This is a genomic window from Amycolatopsis sp. SB7-3 (assembly GCF_041021335.1).
In the GTDB taxonomy this organism is placed as follows: domain Bacteria; phylum Actinomycetota; class Actinomycetes; order Mycobacteriales; family Pseudonocardiaceae; genus Amycolatopsis; species Amycolatopsis japonica.
In genome coordinates, this window is sequence record NZ_JBFPJQ010000001.1 from 632,427 (window position 1) to 649,620 (window position 17,194).

A 17,194-nucleotide genomic window follows, 5' to 3' on the forward strand; every position below is an offset into this window, starting at 1 on the left:
TTCAGTCGAGGACGCCGGCGCGACGCCAGAGCCGTCGGCTCGGGCCGCCGATGAGGCCGATCTCGGTGAAGTAGTCGACGGCCTTGGCCGCCCACGCCGCCTTGGTCCGGCGCCAGTGCGGGTTCGCGGTGGCGACCTGGCGGGCTTCGCGCGGGTCGAGGCCGACGGAGGTGTATGCCTTGGGGTGCAACAGCTCCGACGTCGCGACGTAGGCCATCCCGGCGATCGCCCAGCGGATCAGTTCGCGGCCGACGCGACCGTGACGGGCCCAGGCCCGGCCCAGTTCGTCCTTGGCGAAGCTGATGTGGCGTGCCTCTTCGATCACGTGGATGCGGGAGATCATCCGGATCATCGGCTGCAGGCTGTCGTCACGCATCATCTCGCGTTGCATGCCGTCGGCGAGTTCTTCGACGTAGATGGCGCCGGCGAACAGCAGCGCCGGACCGCAGATCGCGCCGAACACCTTGCCCGCACGGTGCGCCGTGCGGCTCGGACGCCGGACGACACCGCCGCTCTTCTCGATCGAGCGGGCGAACATGGTGCTGTGGCGGCATTCGTCGGCGATCTCGGTGAGCGCGTACTGCGCGTTGTGGGTCGTCGGGTCGCTGTTGTAGACGTGCCGGACGAGGCCCTGCATGAGGATCAGCTCGAACCAGATGCCCGACGCGGCGGCGGCCGCGGCCTCCTGACGGCTCAGTTCGGCGCGCTGCCCGTCGTCGAGCCGGTCCCACAACGCGGTGCCGTACAAGGAACAGCGTTCCGGCGTCTTGCCGTACGCGCCGTCGACCAAGGGTGCCAGCCAGTCGACGTCGACGTCCGGGTCGTAAGAGAGCCGCGCGGAGGAGCGCTGCAGACGCTCGGCGACCCGTTCGCTTTCGGTGTTCGCGGTCATGACGACCTCCTTGGATCCGTGTGCTCCGGCAGCGGTCCGCCGCCGTCCGGGATGACCTGTCCGGAATCCCGGTAGGCCACCGCCTCGTGGAAACCATCGCGTTCGGCGAACTCGCGGAACCAACGGCCTTCCGGGCTGTGCCGGGTGATGCCGTCGAACAGCGTCGCGAGTGTCTGGGTGCCGGAAAGGCCCATGTTGTCGTAGGCCTGGTTGATCATCAGCTTCTGCATCACCAGCTGGTTCGTCGGCACACCGGCCATCCGGTCGGCCAGTTCCTCGACGGCGGTTTCGAGCCTTTCGGGTTCCACCGCCTCGAGCGCGAGTCCCCATTCCGCCGCGGTGGCGCCGTCGATGGTGTCGCCGGTGAGCAGCATCCGCTTCGCGCGCTGCGCCCCGGCGCGGTAGACCCACATCGCGGTCGTCGGGCAGCCCCAGACGCGGGCGGGCGGATAGCCGAGGCGGGCGTCGGTCGCCATGATCAGCACGTCGCACGAGAGCGCGATGTCGCTGCCGCCGGCGATCGCGTGCCCTTGCACCTGGCAGATGGTGGGTTTCAGCGACCGCCACAGGCTGAAGAAGTCGTCGGTGTTGCGTTTCATCACCCGGTAGTCCTTGATCGGATCCCAGACCGGGCCCTGGTTCCAGCGGCCTTCGGCGTCGCCCTCGGCGAACTGTTTGAGGTCGTAGCCGGCGCAGAACGACCGGCCTTCGCCGCGCACCACGATCACCCGGACGGCGTCGTCCTCGTTCGCCAGTTCCACGGCCTGCCGGATCTCGCCGGGCATGACGTCGTTGATCGCGTTGAGCCGCTCGGGGCGGTTCAGGGTCAGGTAGGCCTTCCGGTCTTGGACGCGGTACGTGAGCGTCTCAAACGCCATCGGAGCCTCCCAGCGCGCGAAGGGTGAAGGTGACCAGGTGCGGGATGGTGTCCGGGCCGCTCTCGCCGGCCAGCGGGCCGACCAGCATCTCCGCGCCCGCGCCGACCAGTGCCGCGGCGGTCGCCTCCGCGTCCTGCGCCGGCAGCAGCCCCCGCTTCACGCCGTCGGCGATGTTCCTGGCGATGACCTCGCGGAACGCGCGGCGGAAGACCAGGCGCTCGGCCTCCACCACGGCGTCGACCGGCTCGGCGAGCAACGCGTACGCCAGCCTCGGCGCCTTCAACGCCCGCCCGGCGAAGGTCTCGATCACGGCGACCACCCGCTCGCGGACGTCGCCTTGGGAAGCGGCGGCCTCGACGGCGTCGACCTCCCGCGAGACGACCTCGCGGAAGACCTCGACGACGAGGTCGGCCTTGGACGGGAACTGCCGGTACACGCTGCCGGTGCCCACCCCCGCCTGAGTGGCGACCGCGGCCATCGAGCAGCCCGCGTAGCCGGTCTCGGCCAGGAGCGCGATGGCCGCGGCCAGGATCTCGCCTCGCTGCGAGTCCAGTCTGGCCTGCGTCTTCGGAGTCCGTCGGTACGGCATGGCAAGGAGTGAAGCACGGATTCCGCACTTCAGCAACGGACGGTTCCGCCGGTTGCGCGTGAAGGCCTCCTTCCCTCGGCTGAGCCGAGGGAAGGAGGCCTTCACGCGCTGGGGCACTCAGCTGCGGTTGATGGTGAACGTGCTCGTCGTGTTCCGGATGTCTTCGGCGTTGTCGCTCAGGGTGAGCCCGGAGAACGTCGCTGAACCGACGGCCGGCCCCTGACCCGGTTCCGGCTGCTCGTTGGCCCAGATCCCGATCCCTGACTTCGCGTCGAACTCGTCACCGCTGCGGTGCGCTCCGGTGATCGACACGTTCGTCAGCACCGTGTCCTCGACCGGGTTCTCCGGACGGCTTCCGGAGTACTTGGTCTGGAACATGATGCCGCTGTACGTCGGGCTTTGTATGTCCACATCGGACACTCGGATACCCCGGAACTCTTTGGAGGCGGAGAACATCCAGATCGCGGGGAACGTCTGCTGCCCCCAGAAATGACCACCGGTGCGGACCAGTGAGACGTTCTGGATGGTCGTCGGCTGCGGGCCGAACCCGAGGAACGGATAGCCGAAATCGAGAGAGCTGATCGTGATCCCCGAGTACGTCAACGTGTCCGCGATGTACAGGTTCCGGAAGGTGTTGCCGTACCCGCCGTACACCGCCAGCCCGGCCGCGCGCCACGGAAGCAGCACGGTCAGATTCTCGAACACGTTGTCGTACTGGTTGCCCGCGTTGAGGTCCGTTGCCGCGAACAGCGCGAAACTGTCGTCACCGGTGGAGCGGGCTTCGTTGTCGGTCACCCGGTTTCCCGTGCTGCCGTTGGTGAAGTTGACGCCGTCGGCGAACATGTCGCGGATCCGCGAGTTCTTCACCGTCGTGTTGTCCACATTGGTCGCCCACAGCAGACACATCTGGTGCTCCACCCAGATGTCGTCGATGGTCATGTTCGTGACGTTCGTGAAGTTGAAGACCTTGCCTGGCCCGTCGATCCGGGACGTGTAGTTCCCGAACACGGCGAATCCGCGGAACGTCGAACCGCTCGCGCTCGCCTGCGCGTCGAACCCGATGTCGGTGTTCTCCTGCCCGGCGGGCGCGGTGAACTTCGTGAACCACGGACCGGCGCCGAGCACCGTGACCGGCTTGCCGTACACGGTGAGCTTGTTCGTCACCGGATATTGCCCCGGCGGCAGGAAGACGCCGGTGAGGCTCGGATCCTGACGCACCTTGTCCAGCGCGGCCTGCACATCCTGCTGGGTGAATCCGGCCGGGACGGCGTAGTGCGCCGGGTCGGGGTTCGCGGCCGCCGTGGCCAGCTCGAAGTTCACGAAGTCGATCGCGTAGTTCAAGCCGTTGCCGGCGTCCTTCTGCAGCTTGATCTTGTGCCCGGCGGGAACGGTCGTGCCGAGCAGGATGCTGGCCTCGTCGTAGATGTGCCGCGCGGGACCGGCTCCCGGTGAGTTCTGCGGAGAAGCCTCAGGGCCGTAAAGCCACGCATGGCGCGAAGTCAGGTCGATGGCCTTCAGGAACGTGCCGTCGACGTAGACGTTCAGCGTCGAGTTCTGCCCGCCGCCACCCGCGGCGTCCGGCATCGAGAACCGGGTCACCAGGGTGTTCGTGGCCGCGCGGGTGGTGAATTCGACCGAGGCCCCGGTCGAGTTCAGCGTCACCGCCTTGCGGCCCGACGCCTCCCCCGCGAGATCGCCGATCTTCCGGTTCGGGCCGATCACGGACGCGCCGCCCGCGATCACGCCGTCTTCGGCCTCGTACATGTCGTAGGGCATGTTCGCGCCGCGGCCGACGAACAACGCTTGTGTGCTCGTGTTGTTGCCCTGTTTGGCGGGCACCTCGTTGGCGTCGTTCGCGACGACGGTCTTGACCGTGTACCGGCCGTTCCCGGCCGTCCAGGTGCCAACGTTCACCGGCGGCGCGGTGGCCCCGGCGGCGATCGCGCCGGAGTACGAGCCGCTGAGCGTCTTGACGACGGCGCCGCTCTGTTCGGTGATCGTCACCGTGACGCCGTGGGCGCCACCCGCCGAAGCGGCCGTGCCCTGGTTGCGCACCGTGGTGGAAAAGGTCACGCTGCCGCCCGCCGTCGGGTTGTTCGGCGACCAGGCGGTGGCCGCGACGAGGTCGGAACTCTGGACAGGGCTGACGACGAGCGCCGTCGAGCCGGTGTAGGAGTTGTTGGCCTCGTCCTGCTCGACGACGGCGTTGGTCTCGTCGACCTTCGCGGTGACCTGGTGACTGCCCGATTCCCGGGTGCCGATATCCGCCGAGACCGTCGCCGACGCTCCCGCGGCGAGCGCGCCGACCGGTGCCGTGCCGACCTTCGCCGTGCCCAGGTAGAGGTTCACGTTCGTAGTGCCCGACGCCGCGGTCCCGGCGTTGCGGACGGTCGCCGACACCGTGATCGCGTCGGTCTCCACCGGATTCGCCGGCGACCACGAGACACCCGACACCGTGAGGTCGGGATTCGGGGCTAGGACACCGAAGACCTGGAATTCCGCGGCCTGACCGCCGGGTGCGCCGGAGTTGGCGGTGATCCGCAGCCGGACGTCGGCGGCGCGGCCACTCACCGGGATCGTCACGGTGTTGCCGCTCGACGGGGTGAAGGTGTACGTCTGCGCGGGCACCAGCGTGGTGAACGCGGTCGCCCCCTGGTCACGCCCTTCGACCGCGATCGTCTGCGTGCGCTGGGCCCACGCCGGATCCGGGTTGAGCTTGACCACGACATGGTCGAGGTCGGCGTTGGATCCCAGCGCCACGGTCAGCAGGTTCGGATACGCCGCCCCCTCCCAAATAGGTGGTCACGGAGTCGTCGTTGGCGTTGGCCGCGACGTAGGAATGCTGCACCGAAGACGCCGTGATCGGCTTCCCCAGCGCGAGATTCGTTCCGGCGCGCGTACCCGTCCTGGTCACCGTGCCGCTGCTCGGCGACTGGTTCCCCGCCGCGTCGCGGGCCCGCACGGAATACGCGACGGTCGCGCTGTCCGGCTGGTCGTCGGTGTAGCTCAGGACGTCACCGCCGACACTGCCTCGCAGCTGCCCGTTGGCGTACACGTCGTAGCCCGCGACACCCGTGTTGTCCGTCGAGGCCGACCACGTGAGCCGGATCTTGCCGCTCGACGGCTCGGTATAGGCGAGGTTCCCTGGCGCGGACGGCGGCTGCGTGTCCCCGCCAGCCGGGCCGTGTACTTCGAACTCCGAGAGCTGGGCTGCCGGCCAGCCGGTGTTGGCGGTGATGTTCAGCCGCACGAAGCGGGTGTTCCCAGTGATGTCGAGGGTGACGGTGTTGCCCGTCGCCGGGTCGAACCGGTGGCCCGCCGACGGGACGAGATCGCTGAAGCTCGCGCCGTTCCCACTGCCCTGCACCGAGAACGTCTGAGTGCGGGCTTCCCAGCCGGAAGGCAGTTTGAGCACGAGCCGGGCGATGTTCGTGGCCGCGCCGAGATCGGCCTGGATCCATTGCGGGAACTGGTTGTTCGTGCTTTCCCAGTAGGTGGCCTGGTTCCCGTCGCCGACGTTCGAGACGGCGTAACCGGGCAGCTGACTGCTGGCGGTGTAGGTCGCGTCGGCCGCTTCGGCGGCCGCGAAAGCCGTCGGGGCTTCGCTCGCGGCCACGGCGGGTGGGGCCAGGAGAAGGGACAGGGCGGCGTACGTCAGAAGGCGCCTCGTTCGCATGACATTCCTCTGTTCCGGGAGGGGACTGAGCGGAATCTTCCTGACTCTTGTCATGTTCTTGCGCTGAAATGTTCAAGAATTACAGCCCATGCGGCGCCGCAAGTCAACGGCCGGGGCTAAATCGCGTGACCGGCCGGAAACACGCTGCTAACGTCCGGCCCGACCAGGTGCTTTCCCGGAAAGAAGGAGAACGGCGTGCGCCGAGCTGTCGAGTCCCCGAGCCGTATGGACCTTTCGACAGCCCTGGAGCCGTTCATCCATGAAGTACCTGAACCTCGGAATCCTCGCCCATGTCGACGCCGGTAAGACGAGCCTGACGGAGCGCCTGCTCCATCACACCGGCGCCATCGGCACCCTCGGCCGCGTCGACGCCGGGGACACCCGCACCGACACGATGGAGCTGGAACGCCGTCGCGGCATCACCATTCGCTCGGCCGTCGTGTCCTTCCGCGTCGGCGACCTGCGCGTCAACCTGATCGACACCCCGGGCCACCCGGACTTCATCGCCGAGGTCGAACGCGCGCTGCGGGTGCTCGACGGCGTCGTCCTCGTCGTGTCCGCCGTCGAGGGCGTGCAGGCGCAGACCCGGGTGCTCATGCGCGCCCTCAAGCGGCTGCGGATCCCCGTGCTGATCTTCGTCAACAAGATCGATCGGGCGGGCGCCCGCGACGACGGCCTCCTGGCCGACCTCGCCGAACGCCTCGACGTCGCCTGCGTGCCGATGTCGGAGGTCGACGGCCTCGGCACGGCGACCGCGAAGGTCCGGCCGCTCTCGCCGTCGGCGGAGCAGGCCGAGCAGCTCGCCGAGCACAGCGACGCCTTCCTCGCCGCGTATCTCGAAGACGCCGTGACGGCCGACGATTACCGGGCCGAGGTCGTCCGCCAGACCCGGCTCGGTGCGGTCTCCCCCGTCTACTTCGGCTCCGCACGCAGCGGCGAAGGGATCGCCGAACTGACTTCGGGTATCCGTGAATTCCTTGGTGGCGCTGGAAAATCCGCACCGGACGACCGATTGCGCGCCGCCGTGTTCAAGATCGAACGCGGCCGCGCACACGAGAAGATCGCCTATGTCCGCGTGTTCTCCGGGGAGATCGGCGCCCGGGACCACGTCCGGTTCCATCGCCCTGGCGGGGCGGTCACGGCGGAGGCGAAGGTGAGCGCGGTGCGCGTCTTCGAACTCGGCGACGAGACCGTCGAGGCCCGCGCGCGGGCCGGGCAGATCGCCAAGATCACCGGGCTCAAGGAGATCCGGATCGGCGACCTCCTCGGCGTCCCCGAAGACGACGGTGTGTCCCCACAGTTTCCCCCGCCCGCCTTGGAAACCGAGGTCGTCCCGGCCGACCCCGCCGAGACGGCGTCGGTGTTCACCGCACTGCAGGAGCTGGCGGAACAGGATCCGCTGATCACCGTCCGGCAGGACGACGAGACCCGCAAGATCTCGGTGCGGCTCTACGGCGAAGTGCAGAAGGAGATCATCGCGGACACACTCGCCACTGAACACGGCCTCGACGTCGGCTTCAGCCTCACCCGGCCGGTGTGCGTCGAACGGCCGATCGGCACGGGGCACGCGGTGTGGCTCATCACGGAGAAGCGGAATCCCTTTTTCGCGACGGTCGGCCTACGGGTCGGCCCGGGCGCCCCCGGATCCGGCCTGACCTTCGGCCTCGACGTCGAACTCGGCTCCCTCCCGCTCGCGTTCCACAAGGCCATCGAAGAGACCGTCGACGCGACACTGCGGCGGGGCCCGTCCGGCCGGGAGGTGATCGACTGCGTGGTGACCGTCACCCACACCGGGTACTTCAGCCCGGTCAGCGCGGCGGGCGACTTCCGCAAGGTCACCCCGTTCGTGCTGGAAGAAGCGCTGCGGGAGGCGGGGACCGAGGTGCTCGAACCGGTCAGCCGCGTCGAGGTGGAACTGCCCGCGGACTCGGTGACCGCGACGCTCTCCAGGCTGGTCGAGTGCGGCGGGCTCGTCACCGGTTCGGTGGTGCGCGGTGACCGGGCCGAACTGACGGGCGTGCTGCCGCTGGGCGAGGTCGCCCGGTTCGAGCAGCAGCTGCCCGGTCTCACCCACGGCGAAGGCCTGATGACCACCGAACCGGCGGGCCACCGGCCCCGGGTTAGCCCGAATCGGCCAATGCCCGGCTAGCCGGAACGAGTACGTTCTTGGTGGACGGCGAAATCCGCCGTCCGAGGGAAAGGGCCACGATGGATCAGTTTCGCGACACCGCTTCGGCGTTGCGGGAGCTCACGGAGTCGATGCGGCTCGACGAGCCCCGTGACGAGTTGCTGGAACGGGTGGCGAAGAAGGTGGTCGGCCTGCTGCCCGGAGCGGACGCGGCCACGGTGACGCTGTACTCCGACGGCGAGCCGAGCACCGTCGCCGCCACCGACGAGTCCCTGCTCCCCCTGGACAAGGCGCAGTACAGCGCGGACGAAGGCCCGTGCCTGAAGGCCGCCGAGAGCGGCACGATCGTGCGGACCCTGCTGGACGCCGACGCGGCCGAACGCTGGCCGGATTTCGCCGCCACCGCCGAACTGCTCGGCGTGCGGACCGCGCTGGCCTGCCCGTTGTTCGTCCCGGACGAGTCGCACTTCAGGCGGCGGGCGTCCGAGCCGCTGTCCGGCGCGCTCAACGTCTGGAGTTTTCAGGAGAACGCCTTCGATCCGGTGGAGGCGGCCCTGGTCGCGATGTTCACCTCGGCGATCTCGGCGATCATCCTGACCGCGTCCCGCTGGGCCGCCGCCGAACGGCAGGCGGAGACCCTGGTCGCCGCGTTGGAGACCAGGGACGCCATCGCCACCGCGAAGGGAATCGTGATGGCACGTCTGGAGCTGAACGCCGATGAGGCCTTTCGCTGGCTCACCGAGGCGTCGCAGCACACGAACCGCAAGATCCGGGAGATCTCGGTGCTGATCGCCGAGGATCCGAGCGCGGTCTTCGGGCGTTAGCCCAGCGAGATCCGGCGGCCCTCGCGGGAGGACTCGAGGCCCGCTTCCGCGAGCCTGATGCCGCGCACCCCCGCCATGAAGTCGTAGGGGTGCGGGGCGTCGTCCACGACGTGGCGGATGAACTGCTCCCACTGCGCGCGGAAACCGTTGCCGAAGTCCTCGTTGTCCGGCACTTCCTGCCACTGCGACCGATAGGACCGCGTTTCCGCCAGGTCCGGGTTCCACACCGGCTTCGGCGTGGCCTCCCTCGGCTGGATGACGCATTTGTGCAGACCGGCGACCGCGCTGCCCTTGGTGCCGTCGACCTGGAACTCCACCAGTTCGTCGCGGTGGACCCGCACGCACCAGGACGAGTTGAGCTGGGCGATGACCCCGCCTTCGAGCTCGAAGATCGCGTACGCGGAGTCGTCGGCCGTGGCCGCGTATCGGTCGCCCTTCTCGTCGACGCGCTCCGGGATGTGCGTGACGGCCTTCGCGGTCACGGCGCTGACGGCGCCGAAGAGGTTCTCCAGCACGTAGTTCCAGTGGCAGAACATGTCGACGACGATGCCGCCGCCGTCTTCGGCGCGGTAGTTCCAGCTGGGGCGCTGCGCGGCCTGCCAGTCGCCCTCGAAGACCCAGTAGCCGAACTCGCCGCGCACGGAGAGGATCCGGCCGAAGAAACCGCTGTCGATCAGGCGCTTCAGCTTGAGCAGACCGGGCAGGTACAGCTTGTCGTGGACGACGCCGTTCTTGACCCCGGCCGCCTCGGCGTGCCGCGCCAGCGCGAGGGCGCCTTCGACCGATTCGGCCACCGGCTTCTCGGTGTAGATGTGCTTGCCCGCGTCGATGGCGCGGACGATCGACTTCTCGCGGACCGCGGTCAGCTGCGCGTCGAAGTAGAGCGGGAGGTCGTCGTCGCCGAGCGCGGCGTCGAGGTCGGTGGTCCAGCGGGTCAGCCCGTGCCGCGTGGCGATCTCTTCGAGCTTGTCCGCGTTGCGCCCCACCAGGACCGGCTCCAGCTGGACCCGCGAACCGTCGGCCAGCTCGACCCCGCCGGCCTCCCTGATCGCCAGGACCGAGCGCACCAGGTGCTGCCGATAGCCCATCCGCCCGGTGACGCCGTTCATCACGACGCCGAGTTTCCGCGTGGTCATCCGTTCTCCTTTGAAAGCGCTTTCCTGACCACATCCTGAAAGCGCTTTCTCACCCTGTCAAGACCGATGCGAGGAAAGTCCCTCCGGCTCAGGAAGCGGGATCGTAGGCGCGCACGGCGTCGAGGTACTCGGTGATGGCGTCCCGGTTGCGGAGCAGGCATTCGGCCCGCCGGGTCATCCGGTCCCGCTCGGCCTCCAGGGTCTGGAGCATCTCCGCGGTCGCGTCCGGGAAGTAGATCTGCCGGGGTTTGTCCAGGCACGGCAGGATCTGCTTGATGATCCTGGTGGGCAGCCCGGCGTCGAGCAGGCCGCGCACCTGGATGACCCGGTCGACCGACGGCTCGGCGTAGTCGCGGTAGCCGTTCGCCAGCCGTTCCGAGATGATGAGACCCTGCTCCTCGTAGTACCGCAGCAGACGGCGCGACGTCCCCGTCCGCTCCGCCAGCTCCCCGATCCGCATGTGCGCCACCTCACTCCGGCCGACTTGACCTTCACATCTATGTGATGGTTCGAGCATACGGAGCATGACTTCGAAACTCCCGCTCGGCGCACTGCTCGCGTTGACCACGGCGGCGTTCGTCACCGTCCTGACCGAGGCGCTGCCCGCCGGCGTGCTGCCCGCGATGAGCGCCGGGCTCGGCGTCGGCGAAGCGGCGACCGGGCAGCTGGTGACGGTGTACGCGATCGGCACCGCACTGACCGCGATCCCCTTGTCCGCCGCGACCGCGGGCTGGCGCCGCAAACGTTTGCTCCTGGCCGGAGTGGCCGGGTTCGCCGTCGCCAACACGGTCACGGCGCTGTCCACGAACTATCCCCTGACCCTCGGCGCGCGGTTCGTCGCCGGGATCGCGGCGGGCGTGGTCTGGGCGCTGCTGGCCGGTTATGCCCGGCGGCTGGCGCCGGAAGCGGTGCAGGGCAAGGCGATCGCCGTCGTGATGACCGGTATCCCGCTCGCGCTTTCGCTCGGCATCCCCGCCGGCACGTTCCTGGGCGGTGTCTTCGGCTGGCAGGTGACGTTCTCGCTGATGTCGGTGCTCGCGCTCGGCCTGCTGGGCTGGATCGCGGTGGGCGTCCCCGACTTCCCCGGACAGGACAAGAGCGGCAGGCTCCCGGTGCGCAAGACCCTCGCCGTGCCCGGGGTCGCCGCGGTGCTGTTCGTGACGCTGACGTTCGTGCTGGCGCACAACATCCTCTACACCTACATCGCCACCTTCCTCGAACACGTGTCGATGGGCGGCGCGGTCGACCGGATCCTGCTGGTGTTCGGGGTGGCTTCGATGGTCAGCATCTGGCTCGTCGGCGTCCACATCGACCGGCGGCTGCGGGCGCTGACCGTCGCGGGCACCGTGCTCGTGGCGCTCGGTGCGACGCTTTTGGCTCTGCTGGGCGGGAATCCGGTCTTGGTCTACGTCGCGGCGACGCTGTGGGGGCTCGGCTGGGGTGGCGTGCCGACGCTGCTGCAGACCGCCGCCGCGCGGGCGGGTGACAAGGGCGGCGCGGCGGACATCGCGCAGGCCATGCTGGTCACCCTGTGGAACGCGGCGATGGCGGGCGGCGGGATCGCCGGCGGCGTCCTCCTTGACGGTTTCGGCGCCGGGTCGTTCCCGTGGAGTGTCCTGGTGCTGCTCGTGCCGACGCTGGCCGTGGTGCTGGTGGCGCGACGGCACGGGTTCACAGCGGCAGTTCCGGATGACTCCGGATCGCCTCGAGAACCAGGTCGACCGCGGCGCGAGGCGCGGACCCGCGCCTGATCGCCGCGGTGATGGAACGGTCGACCGGCGTGGCGAGCTCGCGGGTGGCGACGCGGTACCGCTTGTCGACGGCGAGGCCGGGCAGGAGCGCGATCGAAAGCCCGGCCTCGACGTGCTGCAAGGTCATCATGTAGTTGCTGAACCGGGCGATCACACGGGGCTCGAAACCGGCTTCGCGGCAGAGCCGGGTCGCGAGGTTCGCCATGTACGACTGGGGGATGTCGAACGCCCAGGGCTCGCTCGCGTAGGCGGCGAGGTCGGCGGGACCCCGGCCCGCGGCCGGATGGCCGGGCGGGACGACGAGCACGATCGGGTCGGTCGCGAGCGGCACCAGGTCGATGTCGGGCCCCAGCGGTTGCTCGACGAAATCCGTGGTCGTGACGATGACGTCGGCGTCGCCGACCCGGAGCGCGGGCATGCTGACGTGCGGTTCGAGTTCGAGCAGTTCGATCTGGAGGCTCGGATGCGAACGGGCCAGCCGGTTCACCGCGGGGACGGCGATGGTGTGGATCGCGCTCTGGAAGGCACCGAGGCGGACGTGCCCCGCGGGCCCCTCGCCGAGGCCGCGCAACTCGGCTTCGACGGTGTCCATGTGGTCGAGGATCGCTCGCGCTCGGCGGGCCAGCATGCGCCCGGCCGGGGTCAGCCGGACGCGGCGGCCGGTGCGTTCCAGCAGTTGCGTGCGGGTTTCGGCCTCCAGCACCGCGAGCTGCTGGGAAACGCTCGACGCGCTCAGGTTGGCCGCCTTGGCGACCGCGCGGACGGTGCCGAGCGTGTCGAGCCTGCTCAGCAGGCTGAGCCTCCACGGGTTGAGCATGGCACCCATTGTTGTACGGATCAGCCGAACAGCACAGCCGGAATCGTGAGCTGGACGTGTCGCTCGGCTCCGACTTACCGTCGGAACATGGCTGCTCCCCTCACCGACTTGTCCACCACCGACCGTTTCTGGGCCGACGCCGACCGGCATCTCGTGCGCTACGCCGGGGCCGGTGACTTCACCCGCGAGATCATCGACCACGCCGCCGGGAGCTACCTGTTCACCGAGTCCGGGCGGCGGATCCTCGACTTCACGTCCGGGCAGATGAGCGCGATCCTCGGGCATTCGCATCCGGAGATCGTCGAGACCGTGCGGCGGCAGATCGGCTCGCTGGACCACCTGTTCAGCGGGATGCTGAGCCGCCCCGTCGTCGACCTCGCGCGACGGCTGGCCGAGACCTTGCCGTCGCCGCTGGAAAAGGCGCTGCTGCTGACCACCGGCGCGGAGTCCAACGAGGCCGCGATCCGGATGGCGAAACTGGTGACCGGGAAGCACGAGATCGTGTCGTTCGCCCGGTCGTGGCACGGGATGACGCAAGCGGCGGCGAACGCGACCTACAGCGCGGGCCGCAAGGGTTACGGCCCGACCGCGCCCGGCAACTTCGCCATTCCCGCGCCGAACTCCTACCGGCCCGACTTCCTCGGCCCGGACGGGGAACTGGACTGGAAACGCCAGCTGGACTTCGCTTTCGAGATGATCGACGCCCAGTCCGTCGGCAGCCTGGCGGCGTGCATCGTCGAACCGATCCTGAGCTCCGGCGGGATCATCGAACCGCCGGTGGGCTATTTCGCCGCCCTGCAAGAGAAATGCCGGGAACGCGGGATGCTGCTGATCCTCGACGAGGCGCAGACCGGCTTGTGCCGCACGGGAAACTGGTACGCCTTCGAACGCGACGGCGTCGTCCCCGACATCCTCACGCTGTCCAAGACGCTGGGCGCCGGACTCCCGCTGGCCGCCGTGATCACCAGCGCGGAGATCGAGCAGGAGGCGCACGACCGCGGCTATCTGTTCTTCACCACGCATGTCGCGGACCCGCTGGTGGCGGCCGTCGGGAACACCGTGCTCGACGTCCTCACCCGCGACCGCCTCGACGAACGCGCCACCGAACTGGGCGCCTTCCTCCGCCGCGGCCTCGACGACCTCGCCGCCCGTCATCCCGTCGTCGGCGACATCCGGGGGCGGGGCCTGCTGGTCGGCGTGGAACTCGTCGTGGACCGCACCACGAAACGGAGCTCCGACGAACTGGGCGCGCTGGTCACGCGGCGCTGCCTCGAATTGGGGCTGCACATGAACATCGTGCAGTTGCCGGGGATGGGCGGGGTCTTCCGGATCGCTCCGCCGCTGACGGCCACCGAAGACGAGCTGGCGGAGGGGCTGGCGGTGCTGGATCAGGCGATCGGGGACGCAAGCGCGTAAGAGGCAAGCCGGTCTTGGGGCGCGTTGGTCGTGAGTGGCGTTTCGGGTTAGAACCCGAAACGCCACTCACGACCCGCTGAACTCCCGAAGCAACCGGGCGACCTCGCCAGGCCGCTCCAAGAACGGCGAATGCCCGGCGCCTTCGACGACCTCCACCCGCGCCCCGACCGCCGAATACCGCGCGAAAGTCTCGTCACAGTCGTAAAAGCGGTCCCTGCGCCCGAGAATCACTAGGCACGGCAGCCCCAAGGCGGCCACTTGCGCATCCAGAGGACGAAATGCGAGCAGTCGCGCGCGTTCCACGAGTACCACCCGGGCCATCGCGGGCGAGGTGACCGCGTGATCGGCCAAGTCCTGCAAAGGATCGTCGAACGAGCCCGCTCGGCGGAACCGCGAAGCGAACCGCACCCACGGACGGTGAGCCACGAGCCGTACGAGCGCGCTGACCATCGGCAGCAGAACCGAACTCCCTGGCGGAAACGACGCGTAGCTGTAATCCGGTGCCTGCCCGATCAACACCACGGAACCCACCCGCGGCGAGATTTCGGCCAGCGCCAAGGCGACATCCGCACCGAAGGAGTGACCGGCGACCAGAACGTCCTCGACGCCCAGCGCATCGAGGACACCGGCGACCATGCGCGCCTGCGACACCGCGTCGAGCCCGGAGGAACCACCGGTGCATCCGTGCCCCAGCAGATCCACCCGGATCACGTGCCGCGTCGCGGACAGGCCGAGGGTGAGCCGGTCGAACCAGTGCACCGACCCGCAATACCCGTGCAGCAACACCACCGGCGGCCCGGCGCCGTCCTGGCGCACATGGACGGCGACGCCGTTCACGTCGAGGATGTCACCGATGGGGGAACGAGCCACGGCCCCAAACTAGCTCAGACCGGCGCGCTCTCCCTGCTGCGGGACAACAGGAAGGCCGCGATCCCGGCGGGCAGGAACATGAGCACGCCGTAGACCCCGGCGGGCACGGCCATCGCCTTGTCGCCGAGCACGGAGAACGCCACGGCGATCGCGAGGGTGGCGTTGTGCACGCCGATCTCCATGGCGGACGCGATCGCCTGCCCGCGGTCCACCCGGAACAGCCGCGGCACGTAGTACCCGATCGCGAGGCTGAGCACGGAAAGCGCCAGCGCCACCGGCCCGAGCGTGCCGATGTTGTCCACCAGCGTCCGGAACTCCTGCGCGATCGCGGCCGCGATCACCAGCACGAGCACCACGGCGGAGCCGATCTTGACCGGTTTGCGCATCCGCTCGGCCCAGGCGGTGAACCGGTGCCGCACCGCCATCCCGAGCACGACCGGGATCAGCACGATCGCGAAGACCTGCACGAACTTCGCGGGCTGGAGCCCGACCGAGGCGCCGCCGTCGAGGAATTCGGCCATCGACAGGCCGACCACCAGCGGCAGGGTGAACACGGCCAGTACGGAGTTGATCGCCGTGAGCGTGACGTTGAGGGCGACGTCGCCGCCCGCGAGGTGACTGAACAGATTCGCCGACGTGCCACCGGGCGACGCGACGAGCAGCATCATGCCGACCGCGAGCACGCCTTCCAGCCCGAACAGCACGATGAGGCCGACGCAGATCACGGGCAGCACGATCATCTGGCACACCAGCGCGATGACGGCGGCCTTCGGGTACTTCAGCACCCGCGTGAAGTCGCCGACGGTCAGGGTCAGCCCCAGCCCGAACATGACGAGCGCCAGCGCTATCGGCAGGAGGATCGAAAACATCGCCGAACCCATCGAGGGGCCTCCGTCCGATATGCCCTTTTCAGATCGGCAATCGTGTCAAGCGGCGAGAACTCGGTCAAGCCACCGAAACCCAGACGTGACCCGTAAGAGTTCGGTAACCGCACTCTTCGCCCCGCGCGAGGTTGAATGAACGCATGAAACGCAAGCGGGTACTCGCCGTCGTGGCGGCCGGACTGGTGGTGGCGGTGGCCGCGGGCCTCTACTGGTTCCAGCCGTGGAAGCTCTGGGTGAACGAGACGGTCCAGGAGGCGCTGCCCGTCGCCGAGACCACGGCCCAGCCCACCACCCAAGCCACCGGAAATGCCACGCCCGCCCCGAAAGAGCCCACGGTCGTGGCGACCGGCACGCTGATCAGCCACGAGCACGCGACCACCGGTGACGTCCGGGTCCTGCGCGCGGCCGACGGAACGCTGGTGCTGCGCTTGGAAAACCTCGACACGAGCAACGGCCCGGATCTGCGGGTCTGGCTCACCGACGCGCCGGTGCTCCCCGGCAAGGACGGCTGGTCCGTGTTCGACGACGGCGCGTACGTGAGCGCCGGGAAACTCAAGGGCAACAAGGGAAGCCAGAACTACACGCTGCCGGCGGGCACCGATCTGGCGCGCTATTCGAGCGTGACGATCTGGTGCGACCGGTTCAACGTGTCCTTCGGCGCGGCCGAGCTGGCCAAAACCGTTTAGGCGAGCCGGTCCACGGCGTACTCCATCTCCGCGCGGACCGCCCGCAGATCGATTCCGCCGGGGTCGATGATCGAGGCCACGGCGATCCCCCGCAGCTGCCCCACCAGCGCCGCCGCGTACGCGTCCGGGTCGCGGACGCCGGTGATGGACCTGTCCGCAAGTCCGGCGGCGACGGTCTGCGCGATGGCGAACCGGTAGCGCCGATCGGCCTCGGTCATCGCCGACCGCACCGCCGGATCGCCGACGGTCGCGTCCGTCCAGAGCACCACGAACGCGCGGTTCAGCGGCGGCATGTCGGTGAGCAGCTCGAAGAAGATGTCCAGCAGGGCGCGCAGCATGTCCATCGGGCTGGGTGTCAGCCCGCCGGTCCGTGTGGCGACGGCGGCACTGAAGGCGTCGGCGAACTTCTCCGCCGCGAACTCGACGAGCCGCTGCACCAGCGTCTCCTTCGAGCCGAACAACTGGTAGACGACGCCGCTGGGATAGCCGGTCCTGGCGCAGATCATGCCGATCTTGAGCCGGGCGAAACCTGCCTCGCCGATCAGGCGGGCGGCGGTTTCGAGAATCCGTGTCCGTGCGATCTCCTGGTCACGCTGGACCTGGTGCTCCTCCGCAGACGAGTCCACGCCGAGATCCTCCCATGACTT

At 68.9% G+C, this 17,194-nt stretch carries 16 protein-coding genes; 5 read left to right on the plus strand and 11 right to left on the minus strand.

Features of this window, described 5'->3' with window-relative positions:
* Position 1 precedes the first annotated feature (1 nt).
* The 5 genes from AB8M46_RS03025 to AB8M46_RS03045 all read right to left on the minus strand — a co-directional run bounded on the left by AB8M46_RS03025 (position 2) and on the right by AB8M46_RS03045 (position 6,035).
* On the minus strand, positions 2 to 892 hold the full coding sequence (locus AB8M46_RS03025; RefSeq protein ID WP_378424745.1) for a diiron oxygenase: 891 nt from the start codon (positions 890 to 892) through the stop codon (positions 2 to 4).
* Positions 889 to 1,770, minus strand: coding sequence for a crotonase/enoyl-CoA hydratase family protein (locus AB8M46_RS03030; RefSeq protein WP_125734520.1), 882 nt, complete (start codon positions 1,768 to 1,770; stop codon positions 889 to 891). The genes AB8M46_RS03025 and AB8M46_RS03030 overlap by 4 nt, the downstream gene beginning before the upstream one ends.
* Positions 1,760 to 2,359 carry a TetR/AcrR family transcriptional regulator gene (locus AB8M46_RS03035; RefSeq protein WP_073848194.1) on the minus strand — a complete coding sequence of 200 codons (600 nt, stop codon included), beginning with the start codon at positions 2,357 to 2,359 and terminating at the stop codon, positions 1,760 to 1,762. The genes AB8M46_RS03030 and AB8M46_RS03035 overlap by 11 nt, the downstream gene beginning before the upstream one ends.
* A gap of 117 nt (positions 2,360 to 2,476) precedes the next feature.
* The gene (locus tag AB8M46_RS03040) at positions 2,477 to 5,119 is read right to left on the minus strand and encodes a CARDB domain-containing protein (RefSeq protein ID WP_394359486.1); all 2,643 of its coding nucleotides are present in this window, start codon (positions 5,117 to 5,119) and stop codon (positions 2,477 to 2,479) included.
* The gene (locus AB8M46_RS03045; RefSeq protein ID WP_394359487.1) at positions 5,016 to 6,035 is read right to left on the minus strand and encodes a discoidin domain-containing protein; all 1,020 of its coding nucleotides are present in this window, start codon (positions 6,033 to 6,035) and stop codon (positions 5,016 to 5,018) included. The genes AB8M46_RS03040 and AB8M46_RS03045 overlap by 104 nt, the downstream gene beginning before the upstream one ends.
* Before the next feature lie 259 nt (positions 6,036 to 6,294).
* On the opposite strand from AB8M46_RS03045, the gene AB8M46_RS03050 reads away from it, so the two are divergent.
* Positions 6,295 to 8,184: a GTP-binding protein gene (locus AB8M46_RS03050; RefSeq protein ID WP_394359488.1), complete on the plus strand. Its 1,890-nt coding sequence runs from the start codon at positions 6,295 to 6,297 to the stop codon at positions 8,182 to 8,184.
* Between the two features lie 59 nt (positions 8,185 to 8,243).
* Positions 8,244 to 8,987 (plus strand): GAF and ANTAR domain-containing protein, encoded by a 744-nt coding sequence (locus AB8M46_RS03055; RefSeq protein WP_394359489.1) that lies wholly within the window; start codon positions 8,244 to 8,246, stop codon positions 8,985 to 8,987.
* Here the strand turns inward: AB8M46_RS03055 and AB8M46_RS03060 are convergent.
* Together AB8M46_RS03060 and AB8M46_RS03065 are read right to left on the minus strand one after the other, a co-directional pair.
* Positions 8,984 to 10,123: a Gfo/Idh/MocA family protein gene (locus AB8M46_RS03060; protein ID WP_394359490.1), complete on the minus strand. Its 1,140-nt coding sequence runs from the start codon at positions 10,121 to 10,123 to the stop codon at positions 8,984 to 8,986. The two genes, AB8M46_RS03055 and AB8M46_RS03060, sit on opposite strands and share 4 nt — an antisense overlap.
* An 88-nt stretch (positions 10,124 to 10,211) precedes the next feature.
* Positions 10,212 to 10,583 (minus strand): MerR family transcriptional regulator, encoded by a 372-nt coding sequence (locus tag AB8M46_RS03065; protein ID WP_037342533.1) that lies wholly within the window; start codon positions 10,581 to 10,583, stop codon positions 10,212 to 10,214.
* 64 nt (positions 10,584 to 10,647) lie between these two features.
* On the opposite strand from AB8M46_RS03065, the gene AB8M46_RS03070 reads away from it, so the two are divergent.
* Positions 10,648 to 11,874: an MFS transporter gene (locus tag AB8M46_RS03070; protein ID WP_394359491.1), complete on the plus strand. Its 1,227-nt coding sequence runs from the start codon at positions 10,648 to 10,650 to the stop codon at positions 11,872 to 11,874.
* Here the strand turns inward: AB8M46_RS03070 and AB8M46_RS03075 are convergent.
* Positions 11,795 to 12,691 (minus strand): LysR family transcriptional regulator, encoded by an 897-nt coding sequence (locus AB8M46_RS03075; protein ID WP_394359492.1) that lies wholly within the window; start codon positions 12,689 to 12,691, stop codon positions 11,795 to 11,797. The two genes, AB8M46_RS03070 and AB8M46_RS03075, sit on opposite strands and share 80 nt — an antisense overlap.
* Before the next feature lie 87 nt (positions 12,692 to 12,778).
* Between AB8M46_RS03075 and AB8M46_RS03080 the strand changes: the two genes are divergently transcribed.
* Positions 12,779 to 14,107, plus strand: a complete 1,329-nt coding sequence (locus AB8M46_RS03080; RefSeq protein ID WP_394359493.1) for an aspartate aminotransferase family protein — start codon at positions 12,779 to 12,781, stop codon at positions 14,105 to 14,107.
* A 66-nt stretch (positions 14,108 to 14,173) separates the two neighbouring features.
* On the opposite strand, the gene AB8M46_RS03085 is transcribed toward AB8M46_RS03080, so the two are convergent.
* Together AB8M46_RS03085 and AB8M46_RS03090 are read right to left on the minus strand one after the other, a co-directional pair.
* The gene (locus tag AB8M46_RS03085; RefSeq protein ID WP_394359494.1) at positions 14,174 to 14,977 is read right to left on the minus strand and encodes an alpha/beta fold hydrolase; all 804 of its coding nucleotides are present in this window, start codon (positions 14,975 to 14,977) and stop codon (positions 14,174 to 14,176) included.
* Positions 14,978 to 14,991: 14 nt separating this feature from the next.
* The gene (locus tag AB8M46_RS03090; protein WP_350596258.1) at positions 14,992 to 15,858 is read right to left on the minus strand and encodes a bile acid:sodium symporter family protein; all 867 of its coding nucleotides are present in this window, start codon (positions 15,856 to 15,858) and stop codon (positions 14,992 to 14,994) included.
* A gap of 143 nt (positions 15,859 to 16,001) precedes the next feature.
* Between AB8M46_RS03090 and AB8M46_RS03095 the strand changes: the two genes are divergently transcribed.
* Entirely contained in the window at positions 16,002 to 16,547 is a 546-nt protein-coding gene (locus AB8M46_RS03095; RefSeq protein ID WP_394359495.1) for a DM13 domain-containing protein, read from the plus strand.
* On the opposite strand, the gene AB8M46_RS03100 is transcribed toward AB8M46_RS03095, so the two are convergent.
* Complete coding sequence (locus AB8M46_RS03100) at positions 16,544 to 17,173, minus strand: TetR/AcrR family transcriptional regulator (RefSeq protein ID WP_037341637.1); 630 nt, start codon at positions 17,171 to 17,173, stop codon at positions 16,544 to 16,546. The two genes, AB8M46_RS03095 and AB8M46_RS03100, sit on opposite strands and share 4 nt — an antisense overlap.
* Positions 17,174 to 17,194: the final 21 nt, after the last annotated feature.